The sequence below is a fragment of the Fibrella forsythiae genome (assembly GCF_017353175.1).
GTDB lineage: Bacteria > Bacteroidota > Bacteroidia > Cytophagales > Spirosomataceae > Fibrella > Fibrella forsythiae.
On record NZ_JAFMYW010000011.1, the window covers coordinates 195,634 to 214,125 of the forward strand.

General features: G+C 51.1%; 14 protein-coding genes. 12 read left to right on the plus strand and 2 right to left on the minus strand.

Annotation, left to right across the window (positions count from 1 at the left end; genetic code table 11):
- Positions 1-802 precede the first annotated feature (802 nt).
- From J2I46_RS27870 to J2I46_RS27885, 4 genes are all read left to right on the plus strand, one after another.
- Complete coding sequence (locus J2I46_RS27870) at positions 803-1,216, plus strand: DUF2147 domain-containing protein (RefSeq protein ID WP_207332383.1); 414 nt, start codon at positions 803-805, stop codon at positions 1,214-1,216.
- A 93-nt stretch (positions 1,217-1,309) separates the two neighbouring features.
- The gene (locus tag J2I46_RS27875; RefSeq protein WP_229379983.1) at positions 1,310-2,818 is read left to right on the plus strand and encodes a hypothetical protein; all 1,509 of its coding nucleotides are present in this window, start codon (positions 1,310-1,312) and stop codon (positions 2,816-2,818) included.
- A 400-nt stretch (positions 2,819-3,218) separates the two neighbouring features.
- Positions 3,219-5,726: a DUF5686 family protein gene (locus J2I46_RS27880; protein ID WP_310589093.1), complete on the plus strand. Its 2,508-nt coding sequence runs from the start codon at positions 3,219-3,221 to the stop codon at positions 5,724-5,726.
- 79 nt (positions 5,727-5,805) lie between these two features.
- Positions 5,806-6,387, plus strand: a complete 582-nt coding sequence (locus J2I46_RS27885) for a Maf family protein (RefSeq protein ID WP_207332385.1) — start codon at positions 5,806-5,808, stop codon at positions 6,385-6,387.
- A gap of 48 nt (positions 6,388-6,435) precedes the next feature.
- Here J2I46_RS27885 and J2I46_RS27890 read toward each other — a convergent pair whose 3' ends face one another.
- Positions 6,436-7,308, minus strand: a complete 873-nt coding sequence (locus tag J2I46_RS27890; protein ID WP_207332386.1) for a mechanosensitive ion channel family protein — start codon at positions 7,306-7,308, stop codon at positions 6,436-6,438.
- A 247-nt stretch (positions 7,309-7,555) separates the two neighbouring features.
- Between J2I46_RS27890 and J2I46_RS27895 the strand changes: the two genes are divergently transcribed.
- The 7 genes from J2I46_RS27895 (at position 7,556) to J2I46_RS27925 (ending at position 17,367) form a co-directional block, all read left to right on the plus strand.
- Positions 7,556-7,927 (plus strand): hypothetical protein, encoded by a 372-nt coding sequence (locus J2I46_RS27895; RefSeq protein ID WP_207332387.1) that lies wholly within the window; start codon positions 7,556-7,558, stop codon positions 7,925-7,927.
- Positions 7,928-8,070: 143 nt separating this feature from the next.
- A complete protein-coding gene (secDF, locus tag J2I46_RS27900; protein ID WP_207332388.1) occupies positions 8,071-11,178 on the plus strand; it encodes a protein translocase subunit SecDF in 3,108 nt (1,035 codons plus the stop codon).
- Positions 11,179-11,321: 143 nt separating this feature from the next.
- Positions 11,322-12,824 (plus strand): APC family permease, encoded by a 1,503-nt coding sequence (locus J2I46_RS27905; RefSeq protein WP_207332389.1) that lies wholly within the window; start codon positions 11,322-11,324, stop codon positions 12,822-12,824.
- Positions 12,825-12,910: 86 nt separating this feature from the next.
- Complete coding sequence (locus J2I46_RS27910) at positions 12,911-14,266, plus strand: aldehyde dehydrogenase family protein (protein WP_207332390.1); 1,356 nt, start codon at positions 12,911-12,913, stop codon at positions 14,264-14,266.
- Between the two features lie 35 nt (positions 14,267-14,301).
- The gene (locus J2I46_RS27915) at positions 14,302-15,009 is read left to right on the plus strand and encodes a hypothetical protein (RefSeq protein WP_207332391.1); all 708 of its coding nucleotides are present in this window, start codon (positions 14,302-14,304) and stop codon (positions 15,007-15,009) included.
- A 64-nt stretch (positions 15,010-15,073) separates the two neighbouring features.
- Positions 15,074-15,871: a sulfite exporter TauE/SafE family protein gene (locus J2I46_RS27920; protein ID WP_207332392.1), complete on the plus strand. Its 798-nt coding sequence runs from the start codon at positions 15,074-15,076 to the stop codon at positions 15,869-15,871.
- 92 nt (positions 15,872-15,963) lie between these two features.
- Positions 15,964-17,367 carry an MBL fold metallo-hydrolase gene (locus J2I46_RS27925; protein ID WP_207332393.1) on the plus strand — a complete coding sequence of 468 codons (1,404 nt, stop codon included), beginning with the start codon at positions 15,964-15,966 and terminating at the stop codon, positions 17,365-17,367.
- On the opposite strand, the gene J2I46_RS27930 is transcribed toward J2I46_RS27925, so the two are convergent.
- Positions 17,364-17,687 carry a hypothetical protein gene (locus tag J2I46_RS27930; protein WP_207332394.1) on the minus strand — a complete coding sequence of 108 codons (324 nt, stop codon included), beginning with the start codon at positions 17,685-17,687 and terminating at the stop codon, positions 17,364-17,366. The genes J2I46_RS27925 and J2I46_RS27930 overlap by 4 nt on opposite strands.
- Before the next feature lie 270 nt (positions 17,688-17,957).
- On the opposite strand from J2I46_RS27930, the gene J2I46_RS27935 reads away from it, so the two are divergent.
- Positions 17,958-18,488, plus strand: coding sequence for a gluconate 2-dehydrogenase subunit 3 family protein (locus J2I46_RS27935; protein WP_229379984.1), 531 nt, complete (start codon positions 17,958-17,960; stop codon positions 18,486-18,488).
- The last annotated feature ends 4 nt before the right edge of the window (positions 18,489-18,492 follow it).

The window sequence follows — 18,492 nt, forward strand, 5'->3', positions numbered from 1 at the left end:
AATGTTATTTTAATCTTTGAGCCAATAGTTATACTTGGGTATAAAATACTTTTGCTGGCTTTCATTTAAAGCTAAGGTTGATTCTACCGGTGTCAAAAAACTGGTCAGCCAGCCTTAAATGGTGTGGATATAGTCGGAAAGCTATTCAGGAATCCTGGGTAGCTTTTTTTAGCCGATCTATTGCTACAGTCTATAGAACAGGATACAGTCAAATTTTTACCGTTTACTCGCTTGAGTTTGTTCGATCCATATTTTTGATTCACTTTAAGTGCCGACTAAAAGCTGTTCTGCAATAAGAGAGCAATTTTTAAGTCCGCTCCAGCGTTAATCCAGTAGAATAGAAGACTAATAGCTGTTACGTTAGATGTCGGGTTCGCGATTGAACTGGTAGTCAGGCAGTTCTGATACTCGGGATGAGCATCATAAATCTGGCGTGGTATCCTTTGCGGCGTGGCTATGCTGAAGAGCAAGATTGCTTTCTGTTAGTCAAAAAAGCGTAGTAGCGATGCTCAGTCACAAATTGTCATACAGTAGGTAATCCTGTGTTAAGCCAGTTACCGATTATGTATATAGATCCTTTACAAAGGGAAGGTTGAACATCAGAGTAAGGTGCAGCGATGTACCTACTCTGTAATGGTGTGGATAGAAGCGGAAAGCCGGCGGAGTTTCTCCGACGGCTTTTTTGTGCCGCATAATCAGTGTGGGATTAAATCTAGAATAATTATAGACTTTGAGCTGTTTTCAACGAAACTATGTATTTTCGTTAGCTGTTTAAGTGTCAGTATACAACAAACCCGTTCTCATGTTTTTAATTACTAAACTTGGCCTCGGCCTCTTATTGTGTTTAGTTGTTACCACTGCCGGTCAGTCAACTGACGCGAGTGCTGACCGGATTTTGGGAAGATGGCTCTTCCCGAAGAAACAGACTTGTGTAGAAATTTACCGTGAGAATGGCCGCTACTTTGGCCGTATGGCTGCCATTAGTGCCAGCTGCGCCAACGATTATGGCAACATTAATAATCAGGTTGTACTGACCAACCTATCCTATGCTGGTAACGAGTGGAAAGGAGGAACTATGATTCATCCATCATCAGGGTCGAAGTTCGACGTGGAGATGCGAATGACCAACGCCAACACCCTGGTTGCTACCGTTTATAAAGGCGTACGCTTTATCAGTAAAGAACTGGTACTGACACGTCAGCAGGTTACTAACTAGGTTTAACCTCCTCTTAAGTTTTCTTCAACTGGTTTTTAACGGCTCGTAAGGGGTTAGTAGGGTAGTTTTGCGCCCTAATAAATTCGACCAGTTATGAAAACAGTTCTAGCTGTTGGGTTGAGTTGGCTGACAATCGCTGGCCGTGCTCAAACTGTACCTTCACCAGCTCTTTCAGCAACTACTGTTACAGACACGCTTCCCGCTCTGCGGGTAGCTCCAGGTCAGACATTACCAGCTGGTCCGAACGTCACAGACGATAAAATACCGAAGAAGCCTGCTGCTGACAAGAACGAGCTCAGGTATACTCTGAACGAGTCTGGCTCGCACTTCTTCAGAATTACGTTCCTGAATCAAACCTGGGTACGTTTCAATCAAAACAATCCCGGGTCAACGGTTATTCAGGACCCCGCTACTCAGACGGTTGATTTTGGTCTGCGCCGCACCCGAATGCAGTTATATGGGCAGATCAGCGACCGTGTATTCCTGTACTTTCAGTATGGAATGAATAACTTCAATTACCTGAATGGCTTCCCGGCTTTCAACACAACCGGAACGCCATCTAACCGGAAAATTGCTGCCTTTTTCCACGATGCACTGGGCGAATACCAGGTCGTGAAAAATAAAGACTACCTGAAAATAGGGGGAGGTCTAACAATCGTAAACGGTTTATCGCGGTTCACGCAGCCCAGCGTGGCTACCATCATGAGTATGGACGTACCTGTATTTGCACAGGCTACGGTTGACCAGACAGATGAGTTTGCGCGTAAGCTAACGGTCTATGCTCGTGGGCAGGTCGGCCAACTCGATTATCGGTTTGCCATCAGCGATCCTTTTCCTATCCAGACCAATGGCGCAGCACCGCCAGCACTAGGACCAAATGCCAGCTTTGCGCTCAAAGGCCACCACAAACAGTATCAGGCATTTTTAACCTACCAATTCCTGGATAAGGAACCGCATCAGGTGCCTGGGTATATGACGGGAACGTACCTGGGTAAGAAGCGGGTATTCAATCTGGAAGCCGGTTTGATCACGCAAAAAGGAGCAATCTGGCTTAAAGAAACGGGCTCAACGGATACCACGTATCAGACAATGAACCTCTGGTCTGTTGCTTCTTTCCTGGATATGCCCCTGAACACAACAACCGGCACGGCTATTAACGCTTATCTGGGTTACTTCCATACCGATTATGGCACGAACTACCTGCGTTTCAATGGGATCATGAATCCGGCCTCGGCTATTGCCAATTCATCAGCGCCGGGTGGAGGTAGTATCAGTGGTACGCAGGGTAATGCGTTCCCAATGTTTGGAACAGGTAGTGTTGTTTATGCACAGCTTGGGTACCTGATGAAGCAGGATTTATTTGGGGCAGGGAATGGTACGCTAATGCCATATGCTCAGGCTCAGATTGCCACCTACCAGCGTGTAAGCCAAACGCTGGGCGTCTATCATGTAGGTATAAACTACCTACTAAAAGGACACAACGGAAAATTTACACTTGATTACCAGAACCGACCCTATTATCAGTCGGCCCTCGAGAATACTAAAATTGTTCCTGTTGGCCGTTTGGGGCAGCTTACGCTCCAGTACCAGGTGTTCATTTAGGGCAAGTAGTTGGTTTATTGGCCGGAAGCAAATAGTATTTGTAAACAGTTCCCTTTTTTCTGTTTAAAAGAGCGTAATTAATTTTGCTTTTTCTGTTTTTTTAATGACGTTTTCTTGTGTAACCATTCGTAATTTAGTCAATTAATTCCAGAGAACTTACCCTAAGTAAAGTGCATATTGGTCTGTCAATTCAACCTGTCATTTACTCACTTCAGACTTGCTAATTGCCACTTTAGTAGAATGTACTCATCGGTATCTTTTGCCTTACCGTATATTTGTGCAAGCACTCGCATCATACATGACTAAATTGTACTTTACTAAGTTTTGGCTTTTTCTGCTTTTCCTGGCAATTACAAGCTTGACTGGTCATTCAGTAACTGCTCAGACGGCAACTTATGTTGTGAGTGGTACAGTTGTTGACGCCCGCTCAGGAGCGGGTATACCGTTTGCCAGTGTTGCGCTGGTTGGCCGTAATGCGGGTGTCACATCGGATGAGAACGGGCTTTTCACGCTGAAAACAATACGGTTAACTGATTCGATTTACGTAAGTTCGATGGGCTTTGGCGTGAAGCGGTTCTGGATCGACAAGACTAAACTGGTTCAGCAAGTACTGCTAAAGTTGCCTCCTGCTGGCAAAGTGTTGCAGGAGGTGGTAGTGCGTGCTGGCGAAAATCCTGCCTGGGGCATTCTGCGCAACGTCCGCAGGAATTTGGACAAAAATGACCGGAGCCGTATCAGAGCGTATGAATATGATAGCTACGCCAAAACCAGTATCTCGCTGACCCATATTTCTGATAAGCTTCGCAGTAATCCGCTGATTAAAAAGGTGCTGGCGGCAATGGATAAAAAAGATTCCGTTACCGACGACCTGGGGCGCAAAATGATGCCCCTGATGATGACCGAGTCTGTCAGTAAATATTACTACCGCGAATCGCCCGAGCGTCGGCATGAAGATATTCTGAAAACCCGTCTGAAGGGAATGGACGTGGTTGAGCCGGAAATTATTTCGCAATTTGTGGGCGGTAATGCACTCAGTTATAACTTTTACCAGAACTACATCCGTGTTCTGGGGAAAGATTTTGCCTCGCCCGTAGGTGCCGACTGGAAGGGGTGGTATTCAATGTATCTGGCCGACACAACTAAAGTTGGTGAGTTTATCTGCTACGAAATTCAGTTCGACCCGAAGAATAAACAGGATCTGCTTTTTACCGGTAAAATGTGGATCGACACGACCACATTCGCGTTAACGATGCTCGAAGCAAAGGTTGGCCCTGAGGCAAACCTAAACTATGTGCGGCGCCTGGAGATTGAGCAGGAACTGGAGCCTGCGCTTGATTCGGCTGGTAATAAAATTGGCTGGATGCCTGTAGCCATGCGAACGACTGCTGAGTTGTATGGGATCGGCAAAAACTCAATTGGTGCTATGGCCCAACAGGTAACGCGCAACGGCGGATTTGTACTCAACAAACCCAAGCCCCTCAGTTTCTACGATCGAACCGTTTCGGTGGCAGATACCGCGAAAACAAATACTGTTCCTATCGAGGAACTGGAAGGAGACGCGAAAGAGGATGCCATAGCCGAAGATCTGTACTGGACAAATGTTCGTAAGAACCTGGGCGCCGGCGATTCGCTGAGTACGGCCGACCGTAAAGTTCAGGAGTTGATCGATACCCTGCGGGCAGTACCGTTGGTACGAACAACCGAGATACTCACCCGGATTGCCACCACTGGCTGGTACCGCCGTGGGCCAATCGACTGGGGGCCCTATCCGTATGCGCTGGCGGTCAATAACATTGAAGGGCTGCGCTTACGAGCCGGCTTTCGTACTAACGGTAATTTCAGTAAATCGATGGTGTTGCGGGCTTATGCCGCCTATGGTACCGGCGATGCCCGGTTCAAGGGCGGAATAGAATATGATTACATCCTCTCGCGCCGGAAATGGACCGTCATTGGTGCCAAACTGGCCTATGACCTTGAACGGCTGGGTTTTACGCCTGAGTTGATCAATGGCAATAAGGTATTTTATGCATTTAGCCGGTTTGGTCAGTATCGGGGGGGCTATTATAGCAATAGCCAGGAGCTATATTTCCGTACTGAACCCCTGAAAGGAATGATGTTTACGGTTGCCATTGGTGATCGGACATTCATGCCGACCTTCCCATTCCATTACCGTACCCAGCCTGACCTGGATAATAACTCGCCTACCCGCCCCGACTTTAACGATTCGTACTGGTCGTTTGAAGCCCGTCTGGCCCGAAAGGAAACGTACATTATGGACGGAAATGAACGTATTCCGATTGCAACCAAACGTACCCCTGTTATCTGGTTGAAATATACGCGCGGGCACCGTGCATTTGGTGGTGACTTTAGCTACGATCGGTACTCTTTACGGGCGTTCCAGACACTGAAATTTGGTAAACTGGGCCGGTCATCGTATGTATTGCAGGCGGGTTACACACCGTCACGGCTACCCGCTCCATTGCTATTTACGCACACCGGTAACCCTACGTTTTTCTTTGCTCCGAATACCTTTAACCGGATGCAGTTCTACGAATTCGTTAGCGACCAGTTCGTAACACTGCATTGGCAGCATGGTTTTGATGGGTTTGTGTTCAACCGTATTCCGCTGATCAAAAAGCTGAACTGGCGTCTGTGGGCCAACACCGACATCCTTTGGGGGAGTCGGCGTGAGCCAAACCGGCGTGTCGATGCTCCGCAGGATGTTCGGCCTGGCGTGCGCCCAACCGTATTTGGCTCGCTGGACCCGAAAATCCCATATATCGAAGCTGGGTATGGCATTAGTAACATCTTCAAACTGTTCCGCATTCAGGTCGTTCATCGTCTAAACTACCTTGGCCCCGGTGTCGACCGCTTTGTTATCAAAGGCGGCATTGAATTTAGCTTCTAACTAGAACTACCCTTTCGCCCCGCTGTGAACTGTTGGTGTACACTCACTGACAGCGGGGCGAAAGAACGACTTATTGCGTATGTTCCCTCTGAAATACCCATTAGTGCTGGCGTCGGGTTCGCCCCGCCGTCGGCAGCTTTTGGCTGATACCGGTTTTGCCTTCACCGTTGAGACCCGCCCAACCGACGAAGCATTTCCCGCTGATATGCCCGTTGATGAAGTTGCCGAATTTTTGGCGCGTCAGAAAGCGGCAGAATTCACAGCCGATCTGGGGCAGCGGCTTGTGCTTTGCGCCGACACGGTAGTTATTCTCGACAACCAGATTCTGAATAAACCGGTTGATGCAGCAGATGCACACCGGATGTTGCGGAGCCTAAGCGGCAGAGCCCACCGGGTACGAACAGGTGTCTGTCTGCTCGCTCCTGAGGGTACAATATCCTTTACCGATGAGGCAACGGTTTATTTCACCGAATTGACGGATGAGGAGATTGACTACTACATCCGTGTTTGCAAGCCTTTCGACAAAGCAGGGGCGTATGGCGCTCAGGATTTTATCGGATTAGTGGGCGTACACCGGCTCGAAGGTTCGTTCTATACCGTGATGGGGCTACCTACACACCGTGTATACAAAGCGTTGCTCCCTTATCAGTTCGAACTGTAACGCGGATCGAAGCGCACACCGCCCGCCCGGACAACGTACCTGGAGCGGCTACTCTTTCTCTTCTGCGTTACCGAACAACTTCTGTTTCAGATCAAACGTGTGGCCGGCGAAGACCATCAGGATCTGGTTCCGGGTATACGCGTTTCGGATGGCCATAATTGCCTCGCTTTGCGCTGCCGCTGCGTTTGTCGTTAACGGATCGATCCAGAACCAGAGCATAAACTGAATATTGTTATCGCCGAAAGCACGGTAGTGAAGTTCTACCGATTGCCCCTTCACAATGAAGGGAAGCGCTTTTACGGCGTCCTGAGCGATGCGTTTGGCTTTCGCCAGATCATCCAGATACGAAACGCCGGCGGCTACCTCGATGCGTCGCAGTCCGTTCCGCGAATGGTTGATGATTGGTTTCTGAAAAACGTCTTTGCTGGGAATTTCTACAGTCTGTCCCTGTCCGTTATCGAGCAGGATAGAGCGGATCCTGACATACAGCACTTTGCCGGTAAACCCGTTGGTTTCAATGGTATCGCCCACCTGAATAGGGCGTGCCAGGGCGATCATCGTTCCCGAAATGAAGTTGGCGGTCAGGTCCTGAAAAGCAAAACCCACGGCCAGCGCAATAACGCCTGCCCCAGCCAGCAGCGACGTTACCGTTTTTTCTAACCCTAAAACGCCAAGGGCCATGAACAGGCCAACGGCCACGACAATAACCCGAACAACAGATCCGGTAAGGGTGGCCAATGACTCGTTTCTGCTTACCCGATTCAGGCCGGCACGTACCCAGCGGCTGACCCATCTGGCAATGATGACGGCTGCGATCAGGATAATCAGCGCCAGGGCCAGCCTGGGAATAAGACGGACGCCATACCTCGCCCAACCGGCCAATTCGGTGTAGAGTAATGAAATTATTTTTGAAAAGTCCATGCTGCAAAGGTCGGTACTTCAGGCCCAACTGACCTGGATGAGCCCAATTTCCGCCTAACCGGCCCTACTGCATCCTACGCTGTTAAGGCTCGATGAAACTGACAAATAGGACTTTTTTTATTCTGAATAGCAGGTTCTGTTTGTCTTGACAAGCTTGATAAACGGATTTTTATCAGCGGTTGCCCCAACTTTCTCTTGCTTGCAGTCAATTTTGGTGCGAAATTTGTAATCCGCGTTGTCAATACACATGCCGAATCGTCTGTTACATCGTTTCTTAACCCTCTCGTTAGCCGGGTTGCTTTTTCTGCTTCATAGCGGAATTGGCCCCTCGTTGCGTGCGGCCAGGCAACCAGTAAAAACGGCGGCCTCAGCTTCGAAACCACGGAAGGCAACCGAGCAGAAAGAAGAGACAATTGTTAAAGCGGCTCTTGATGAAGCGGTGGTGTCGCCTGCCTTATCGTTTGATTTCTCGCAGGTAACATACCTGCTGTTTGCCAATGACATCCGGCTCCTCACCCTCGATCGCCCTCTGTTGCGTCGGGTGTTTGATGTTCCTCAATACTACTCGTCGTATTTGCGGCAGGTCTTCGGCCACCTCATTGCGCCGAATGCACCCTAAGGAGTTTACAGTTTTCTGTTTACCCTCTTCTGTTGCGCTGCTAATACGAGAAACGTGATGTAGCCGCCCAACAGAAGAGGGTAAACAGAAAACTGTAAACTCCTTTTTCTTTCTTTTTCATCCAATTTCCAATTCGTAACATCATGCAAAACAGAACCGTCGTTTTGGTTCTGACGGGTATCATAGCGGTACTATGCCTCTATTACCTGTCGTTTACCTTCGTCTCGCGCAACATCAAGAAAGATGCCGAGCAGTATGCTACCAGCAAAGGCGAGGTAGATATCAAAAAGAAGCAACACTATATTGACTCACTCTGGAAGCAGCCTGTTTATCTGGGCAATACCCTCCAGGAAGTAACTGAGCGTGAATTAGGGCTGGGCCTTGATCTACAAGGTGGTATGCACGTGGTATTGGAGGTGTCGCCGGGTGAAGTACTGCGCGGGCTGGCCGGTAATACCCGCGATCCACAGTTCAACGAAGCCATCAAACGGGCAACCAAAGATCAGCAGACAAGCCAGTCGAGCTTTGTCGATCTGTTCGTAAACAACTACAAAGAGGTAGTGCCCGGTGCTAAACTGGCCAGCGTATTTGCAACGAGCGCTAACCGGGCCCGGATCAACTACCAAACGTCGGATGCTGAAGTGAAACGCTTCCTGAACGACGAAGTGAGCGGTGCCATTGACCGGTCGTTCCGGGTTATCCAGGCGCGGGTCGATAAATTCGGTGTAACAAACCCGAACGTACAACGCCTGCCAGGTACGGGCCGCATCCTGATTGAATTGCCTGGTGTTGATAATCCAGATCGGATTCGTCGCCTGCTGACAGGTGCTGCCAAGCTGGAGTTTACCGAAGTGTACAAATTGAACGAAATTTCGCCGGGTCTGGAAGCACTGGGAACGTACCTGGCCAAAGCCGAAGCGGAGCGTAAGCTGGCCGCTGCCAAAGCAAAACCATCGGCTACTGTATCTGGGACTGCCAGCACAGGCGATTTGGCTGCCCAATTGGGTGGTGCTAAAAAAGCCGCAACAGCCGACACGGCCAAAACACAGGCCGATTCGGCCCAGACGCAGGCTGCCCTGACTAACCTGTTTATTCCGATTTCGCAAGACCAACTGGCGGTTGATCTGAAAGACACGGCTCGCGCCAATGCCATTTTTAACGATCCGGAAGTGCGGGCCGTTTTCCCGAACGATCTTGTATTTGCCTGGGACCGAAAAGCCACCGAAATCGCTGCGCAGGGCAATAACCCACGCCGCGAACTGCTGCCCTTGTATTTCGTGAAAAAAACAGGTGGAAAAGCGCCCCTGGAAGGGAGTGTAATCTCTGACGCCGGTAACGATTATGATGAGCGCGGTCGGCCAGAAGTAACGATGCGTATGAATGCTGAGGGTGCGAAAAAATGGCGTGCTCTGACGGCTGCCAACGTGAACCGCCCCGTAGCTATCCTGCTCGACGGGCTGGTATATACAGCACCAAACGTACAGAACGAGATCCCGAACGGTAGCTCAAGCATCACGGGTAACTTCACCGTTGAAGAAACCAAGGATATGGCCAACGTACTGAAAGCTGGTAAGCTGGATGCGCCCGCCAACATCGTTGAAGAAAACATCGTAGGGGCTACCCTCGGTTCGCAAGCCATTCAGGCGGGTATTGTGTCGTCGTTGGTTGGTCTGCTGATCGTCCTGATTTTCGTAGCCATGTACTACAGCCGCGCCGGTCTGATCGCCGATATCACGCTGTTCGTCAACCTGTTCTTCCTGATGGGGGTAATGGCAGCGGTGCCTGGTACCGTGCTGACCATGCCCGGTATTGCCGGTATCGTCCTGACGATCGGTATGGCTGTAGATGCCAACGTACTGATCTACGAACGGATCAAAGAAGAACTAGAGTTGGGTAAGACCCTGCGGCAGGCGATCTCTGACGGTTTCAAAAACGCCCTGTCGTCAATCCTTGACTCGAACGTAACGACCTTCCTGACGGGTATCATTCTGTTCCTGTTCGGTACAGGTCTGATCAAAGGTTTCGCCACGACGTTGATCATCGGTATCCTGACGTCGCTGTTCGCCGCCCTGCTCATCACCCGTCTGATGATCGAATGGTACGTGAGCAGTGGTCGTACGCTGAGCTTCTCATCGCCCTGGTCGAAAAACCTGTTCAAAGGGTCTGATTTCGATTTCGTATCGCACCGTCGTACATATTACATTATCTCGTCGGCCATCATCATTGCCGGTATCGTATCGGTACTGTTCAAAGGCTTCGGTCTGGGAGTCGATTTCAAAGGTGGCCGGTCATACGTCATCAAGTTCGAACAGCCGATCACAACGGATCAGGTACGTGCCGCTGTGACACCGTCGCTGGGTGGTATCGAGCCGGAAGTGAAAACCTACGGTGGTGCCGGTATCAACGCCGACCAGGTGAAAATGACCACCAGTTATGATATCGACAATACCGCTCCCGACGCTGACAAGCAGGTTTCTCAAGCGGTACTGAAAGGTTTGTCGAGCATTAGCGGAAACAAAGCAACCATCGAGAGTTCGCAGAAAGTAGGCCCAACGATTGCCAAAGACCTGATCTATTCGGCTATCTGGTCGATCCTGCTGGCGGTAGCGGTGGTGTTCGGCTATATCCTGATTCGCTTCAAGCGGCTGGCCTTTGGGTATGGTGCGGTTGTGGCTCTGTTCCACGACGTACTGATCATCCTCGCGATCTTCTCGATCGGTAACGGCTGGTTGCCATTCTCGCTCGATATTGACCAGGCGTTTGTTGGCGCCCTGCTGACGATCATGGGTTACTCAATGAATGATACCGTGGTGGTATTTGACCGGGTTCGCGAATACCTGAATGAGAACAAAGGCAAAAAAGAAGATATTGCCACAATTATCAACAACGCCCTTAACAGCACACTGAGCCGTACGGCCGTAACGGGTCTGTCTACGATGCTGGTACTGCTGGTATTGTTTATTTTCGGTGGCGCAACCATCCGTGGTTTCTCGTTCGCCATGCTGATCGGTGTCATCGTAGGTACGTATTCGTCGCTGTTTGTAGCCACGCCTATCGTGGTTGATACGCTGAGCAAAGACACGCTCGACGCCGACAAGCCAGCTACTTCATTAGCTCCTAAAACAGGCTATAGCGCAATTCCTGCTGATTTTACGGACAAGGAAGCTGCTACGCCTGAGGAGTTCTCGCAAACGGCTGCTGCTAAAGAGAAGAAAGTGAAGACGCCGCTGATCAAGCCGTCGCAGAAATAAGTTGAATAGTACCCAAAAAGCCGAATGAGGACAGACCTCATTCGGCTTTTTACACGTAGTATGTGTAAAGTCGGTATATTTCTGCTAGAATTGCCAATTAATACTTCACAGAAAGCTTAAATCACCAAACTTTATTTTCCTGCATGGAAACAGAAACTAACTATTCCGATACCACCAGCGTCTGGCGCCGCAAGCCCATGTACCTCTATGAGCGGGACATGAAGAAAAGCGAACTGAAGCGGGTGCTGGGAAAATGGAGCCTAACGGCAATCGGTATCGGAGCTATTATCGGGGGCGGTATATTCGTATTGACCGGTACTGCTGCTCATTACCATGCTGGTCCGGCCCTGGCGCTTTCGTTCGTTATTGCGGGTATCGGCTGTATTTTCGCCGCCCTTTGTTACGCTGAATTTGCAGCCATGCTACCCGTTGAAGGTTCAGCATATGCCTATGCCTACGGTACCATCGGTGAATTGTTTGCCTGGGCTATCGGTTGGGGATTGATTCTCGAATACGCGATGGGCGCTATGACGGTAGCCGTTAGCTGGTCGGGTTATTTCAACAAGCTTGTCCATCTGTTTGGGTTCGATATCCCCTTCTGGCTTCGTAACGACCCCGTTTCAGCCGCTAAGTATGCTACTGATAATGGCTTGGCTGCACCAGGATTTGCCTTCAACCTGCCTGCTTTCATCATCGTTTGGGTAGTAACGGCCGTTCTTGTGCGTGGTATCAAAGAAGCAGCCGGTGCTAACAACGTAATCGTTCTGTTAAAAGTAGCAGCCGTTTTATTCGTGATCATCGTCGGCGTATTTTCGGTTGTTCCGGCCAACTGGGAGCCGTTTATTCCTGCCGAGCGCATGATTGTTGGCGAAACAGGCGCACCACATGCCGCTTACGGCTGGGGTGGTATCGTATCAGGCGCATCAGCGATTTTCTTCGCTTATATCGGTTTCGATGCGGTATCTACACAAGCGGGTGAAGCCATCAATCCACGGCGTGATATGCCCTTCGCGATTGTAACATCGCTGCTGGTGTGTACCATCCTGTACATCGCCGTGTCGTTGGTATTGACCGGGATGATCAACTACAACGAGATCGTTGGCGACGCACTCAAAGCACCGGTTGCGGCAGCTTTTGAAAAAGCAGGTAAGCCCTGGGCCGTGTTTATTATTACAGCCGCCGCTACAGCCGGTCTGATTTCGGTCATGCTGGTGATGATGCTGGGCCAGACCCGGATCTTCCTGGGAATGGCTAAAGATGGTCTGCTGCCTAATTTCTTCCGTGTGATTCACCCTACACTGAAAACGCCACACAAAAGCACCTTACTGGTGGGTCTGATCGTATCAGTAGTGGCTGCGTTCACGCCGATCAGTATCCTGGGCGACATGTGTTCATTCGGCACCCTGTTTGCCTTCGCCATGGTTTGCCTGGCCGTATTGCTGTTGCGTCGTCGCGAGCCTAACCGCGAGCGGCCATTCCGTGCGCCAGCTCTGAGTGTGATTGCGCCACTGGGCATGCTGATCAACCTGTATCTGATTGTGAACCTTAGCAAAGATGCGCAGGTAGCTGCATTTGTCTGGCTGTTGCTGGGTTTGGTCGTTTACTTCCTATACGGTCGTCGGAACAGTAACCTGAACGATCTGTAACGTACCTATTGTCAGAATATAAAGCGCAGGTTTGGGCCAAAAGCTCTGAACCTGCGCTTTTTTTTAGGCCAGCGTGTTATAAAGCCATGATCTTCACATCCATCAACCCGTACACTGCCGAGCCGCTTGCCCACTATCCGGCACACACAGAAGCGCAGACTGAAAAAAAGCTGCGCACAGCCGACCATGCGTTCGCCGATTGGTCTATGCGGCCGTTTGCCTACCGGGCCGATTGCTTTAAGCAACTGGCTGATGTGTTGCGGCAAAAACTAGATGAACTGGCTTTGCTGATGACCCATGAAATGGGGAAAACGCTGGCCGAATCGCGCGCTGAAATTGAGAAGTGCGCCGGGCAGTGTGTCTACTATGCTGATCGGGCCGAGGCGTTGCTTCAACCTGAAGACATACCTACTGAAGCGCAATACAGCGGGGTCGGTTACGAACCGGTGGGTATTGTGCTGGGGATCATGCCCTGGAATTTCCCGTTCTGGCAGTTCTTCCGTTATGCTGTGCCGGCCCTGATGGCGGGTAACGTGACAGTTTTGAAGCCTGCCCCGAACGTACCTGGCTGCGGGTTGGCCATTGAGCAGGCCTTTCGCGAAGCAGGTTTCCCCGATGGAATCATGACCTGCCTGCTCGTCGACGTACCTGAACTGAAAGCCATCATTGCTGACGAGCGGATTGGGATGATCACCCTCACTGGCAGCGAGCGGGCTGGCACATCGGTAGCGGCAATAGCTGGGGCAAACGTCAAAAAATGCGTGCTCGAACTAGGTGGTTCTGACCCGCTGATCGTCCTGGCTGACGCTGACCTGGACGCCGCCGCCAAAGCAGCTGTTGCGTCACGAATGGGCAACGCCGGGCAGGTTTGTATTGCCGCTAAACGCTGGCTGGTTGAAGCGGCAGTTGCAGCCGAATTTACCGGCCTTGTGGCAGACCTGATCCGGGCCATCAAGCAGGGAAACCCGCTGGACCCTAACGTGCAGATGGGCCCCATTGCCCGTCTCGATCTGGCTGATACGCTTCGGGAACAGGTCGCTACGGCCCAACAACAGGGTGCCTTGACACTCGTGGGCGGTCAAAGCAATGGCACCTCATTCACACCAACCCTGCTTACCAATGTACGTCCCGGTAATATTGTTTTTCAGCAAGAAACCTTTGGGCCGGTTGCGGCGCTCACGGTAGTACGTGATGCCAACGAAGCAATCCGGTACGCCAATGAATCGCGTTATGGCCTCAGCGCAGCGCTATGGACAACCGATACAGATCGGGCAACGTACCTGGCGTGTCAGCTAAGGGTGGGCAGCGTATTTATCAATGCCGTTGTGCGTTCCGACAGCCGGTTACCTATTGGTGGGGTAAAGAAGTCCGGTTTCGGACGCGAATTAAGTGCTGTAGGTATTCGTGAGTTCTGTACCACAAAAACGATTTATATCGCGTAGAAATAAGTAGTATTGTAGACAACTCGGACTACCTTATGCGCTTATCGCTACTCATCCTTCCTTTTTTTCTCTTTTTCGCCTTCGCAACGCCAACCAACGGGCAAAATGCCGATGCTACTGTGAAAGCCGGTTTAGATGCATTTGCGGGCGGATTATTCGCTGATTATTCGCCCATCAACGCCGTGTTGACTGCCAACGGCTATAACCCTCTGAAAAACAATAGCGCACGTTTTGGTGTAGGCGGTGCATTGTGTGGCCCGCTAACTGGAAAGTTTCCGGTTCGCGTTGGCTTGCAGGCCATGATGAATCAGAATGATAACATCGCGGGCAACAACCGGACCTCGATCAGTAGCCTGAACATGCAATTTTCCCTTGAAGTCGATGCTGTCAACAAAGGAGCTTTCCTGGCTGGGCCTATGATTGGCGTTGGCGTACTAACGTCTACAATCGATGCATCGAAGGATAATCAGGTGGGAAGTTTCAATGGATACGTCTCGGGAAATGCGCGGGCTATTTCCCTGAATCACCTCACGTTTCCGCTGATCTTCGGTGCCCGGATGTGGGTACGTATAAGGAATAGCACCACGAAGCAGTATAAACGGCAGGGCTTCGCGCTCTCGGGTGGGTATATGCTGCCGCTCGATGGGCAGAACTGGTACTGGGCTAATAACGTGGCCCTGCCAAACGGTCCTAACCAGAATATGGGAAGTTTCTTCGCTCAGATCGGCTTTGGTATTCGGTAACCAGAGCACATATGTGCTATTTGTCACAGAACAGTGTGGCGCTGCGGTGTAGTTTTGCAGAATAATGGCAGTACAGGAGCTTTTCGGATATGCAGCGGCAGTGCTGGTTGGGCTGGTAATTGGTCTGGCTGGTGGCGGCGGTAGTATTCTGACCGTGCCTATCTTCGTGTATATCTTCGGTATTCCAACCATGCTGGCCACGTCCTACTCGCTGTTTGTCGTAGGCACAACGTCGCTGGTTGGCTCTCTGAATCACATCTGGAAAAAGCGCGTCGATCTGCGGGTTACGGGTACGTTTGCTGCACCGTCATTTATTTCGGTGTATCTGAGTCGCCGCTATCTCGTTCCCGCGCTGCCCGATCCGTTGCTGCGCCTGGGCAATGTCAACATTCCCAAAAGTGATGCCATCCTTTTTTTCTTCGCTATGGTGATGATACTGGCTGCCCGCGCCATGATTCGCGACAAACGCCCCAGCGAAGGCATTGCCGCCGATGGTCGTCCGCGCTACGGAACGCTGGCGCTCGATGGGCTGGCCGTTGGGTTACTGACCGGTATCATCGGCGCGGGTGGCGGGTTTCTGATCGTGCCGATGCTCGTATTGCTGGCAGGTTTGCCCATTCAGCGGGCCGTTGCCACGTCGGTACTGATCATTGCCGTCAATTCGTTTATCGGCTTTCTGGGCGATGTGCAGCATATTCAGCTAAACTGGAATTTCCTGTTGCCCTTCACGGGTTTATCTATCAGTGGAATTTTCCTTGGCCTGTATCTGGCCAGGTACGTTCCCCCAAACGCGTTGCGTAAAGGGTTCGGCTGGTTCGTGCTGGCCGTCGCAACCTATATGATTGCGCGCGAGTTACTTTAAACTTATAGCCGAAAGCATATTGCCAACGGACCCTAAAGACCGTTCAGCCGTGTTTTGCGGCGGTTGGAGCATGTACGTTAAGCAGACTATTTATGATTGTTGAACAACTGTATACCGGTTGCCTGGCGCAGGGAGCCTATTACATCGAAAGCGAAGGCGAAGCGGCCATTATAGATCCGCTGCGCGAAACAACGCCCTACACGCGTAGAGCCGAAAAAGCCGGCGCGAAAATCAAATACATTTTTGAGACCCATTTCCACGCCGATTTCGTGTCGGGCCATCTCGACCTGGCGAAGAAAACGGGCGCCACCATCGTTTACGGACCCAATGCCAACACCGCCTACGAAGTGCACAAAGCTACCGATGGGGAAGTATTCAAGCTCGGTAATGTCTGGATCAAAGTGCTGCACACGCCCGGCCATACGCTCGAATCGGCCACCTACCTACTTGTTGATGAGACCGGAAAAGACCACGCCATTTTCACCGGCGATACGCTATTCATCGGCGATGTTGGCCGCCCCGATCTGGCCATAAAGGGCGACCTGACAGAAAGAGATCTGGCCGGAATGCTCTACGACAGCCTGCACACCAAGATTATGCCGCTTGCCGACGACGTAATCGTGTATCCGGCCCACGGAGCGGGCTCGGCCTGTGGAAAGAATATGAGCAAAGAGACTACCGACACGCTGGGCAATCAGAAAATGTTCAACTACGCGCTGCGGGCAAAATCGAAGGAAGAGTTTATTGAACAGGTACTGGAAGGCCTGAGTAAAGCTCCGGCCTATTTCGCCCAGAATGCGCGTCTCAATAAGGAAGGTTACGAGCCCATTGATCAGGTGATGCAGCGCGGAACGCAGGCCTTATCGCCGGGCGCGTTTGAAGCCGCCGTAAACGAAACCGGCGCCGTTATGCTCGATGTGCGCGAAGCGGCTGAGTTTGGCCAGGGCTTCATTCCAAACAGCATCAATATCGGGTTGAATGGCCAGTTTGCCCCCTGGGTAGGTGCCCTGATTCCCGATCTAAAGCAACCCATAGCCCTGATAACCCCGGCCGGTCTGGAGCGCGATACCATTGTTCGGTTGGCCCGCGTTGGCTACGATCAGTGCATTGGTTATCTGGAAGGCGGTTTTGATGCCTGGCTGCAGGCAGGTAACGAAACGGATTCGATCGGGTCGATCTCGGCCGATGCCTTTGCGGATGCCTTGAAAAAAGACCCCGATGCGTTCGTCGTTGATGTTCGGAAACCGATTGAATTTGAACCGGAACACGTTCAGGGGGCCGAAAACCTACCGCTGGATACTCTCAACGAGCATCTGGCCCAGATTCCCCGTAATCAAACCGTTTATGTACACTGCGCCGGAGGGTACCGGTCAATGGTGGCCAACTCCATTCTGAAAGCCCGCGGTTTCGATCAGATCGTGAATGTCGACGGTGGCATGGCGGCTATCAGGAAAACCGACGTACCCGTAGTGGCAACCCGCACAGCCGAGCCTTAATTGGGCACCGGGTTTTCGTCCATACCAAGTCGGGGGAGGGGTGGGTTCAGCAGTTTGGGCAACACCTTCACCCGAAAAACCCGGGTGCCTCCCACTTCGAAATCACAACTGTAATAGCCGCGCTCTTTCACGCCCCGGTACACGGCGGTGTAGTTCACTTTGGCTGGCCATCCGTTCATGGCCAGTTCGCCGGTAATGGCGTCAACGGCTTTGCGCAGGTTCGAGAAGAAGACCACTGTCGGCTCGCGTTGACGTACGGTATTGAGCGAACCGACCGGCAAAACGGTCACTTCATAAATCGTGAGGGCCTGACTGCGCATGGCAAGGGTGGAAATGGGTGAACGTTGAACAACTAAATTTTTTCGAAAAATAACTAATCCAAAAGTTAACCTGCAATGGCAGGACGTACCCAGGCCCGTCTATCACGTAGATAGACGGGCTTTTTGGTATGGCTACGCCATAAAGTCTTCTCTGCGGGTTAATAGTCAATACTTATCTGTCAGAAACTGATACCCGGTCGGTAATCGACAGTAATCTGCTTTGGCCTGCTTCTTTATGGAATAACCAACACGGCTAACCAACTGATCGGTATGGAACGACGAATAGCAGTTAAACAAATGGCGTTGCTCGCTGGCGGTTTGCTGGCCCTGCCAGCCTGGGCCAACGCCTGGACGAGGTCGACGGTAGCGGCCAATCACGCGCTACTGGACCCAACGCAGGCAGAAATTCTGACCGAACTAGTAGACACGCTGATTCCGGCGTCTGATACACCGGGGGCCAAAGCGCTGAACGTACCTGACTTTGTACAGAAAATGGTGATCGATTGCTACGAACCTGCTGTACAGCAACAGGTTAAAGACGGATTGCTGGCGGTTGATGCGGTAGCGAAGGTCAGCTTCGGTAGCTCGTTTTCCACCTGTGATACTCCGCAGCGCCTCGACGTACTGAAGCAACTTGAAGTTTCCCCTGACCAGAACCGAAAGGAGTTTTATGGTCTGATCAAGAATTTGACGATTCAGGGATATACGACCTCAGAGTACGTGATGACGAAGTATCTCAATTATAGCATGATACCCGGCCACTACTACGGCTGTGTATTGGCACCCCTGGCGGCTAAATAACTCG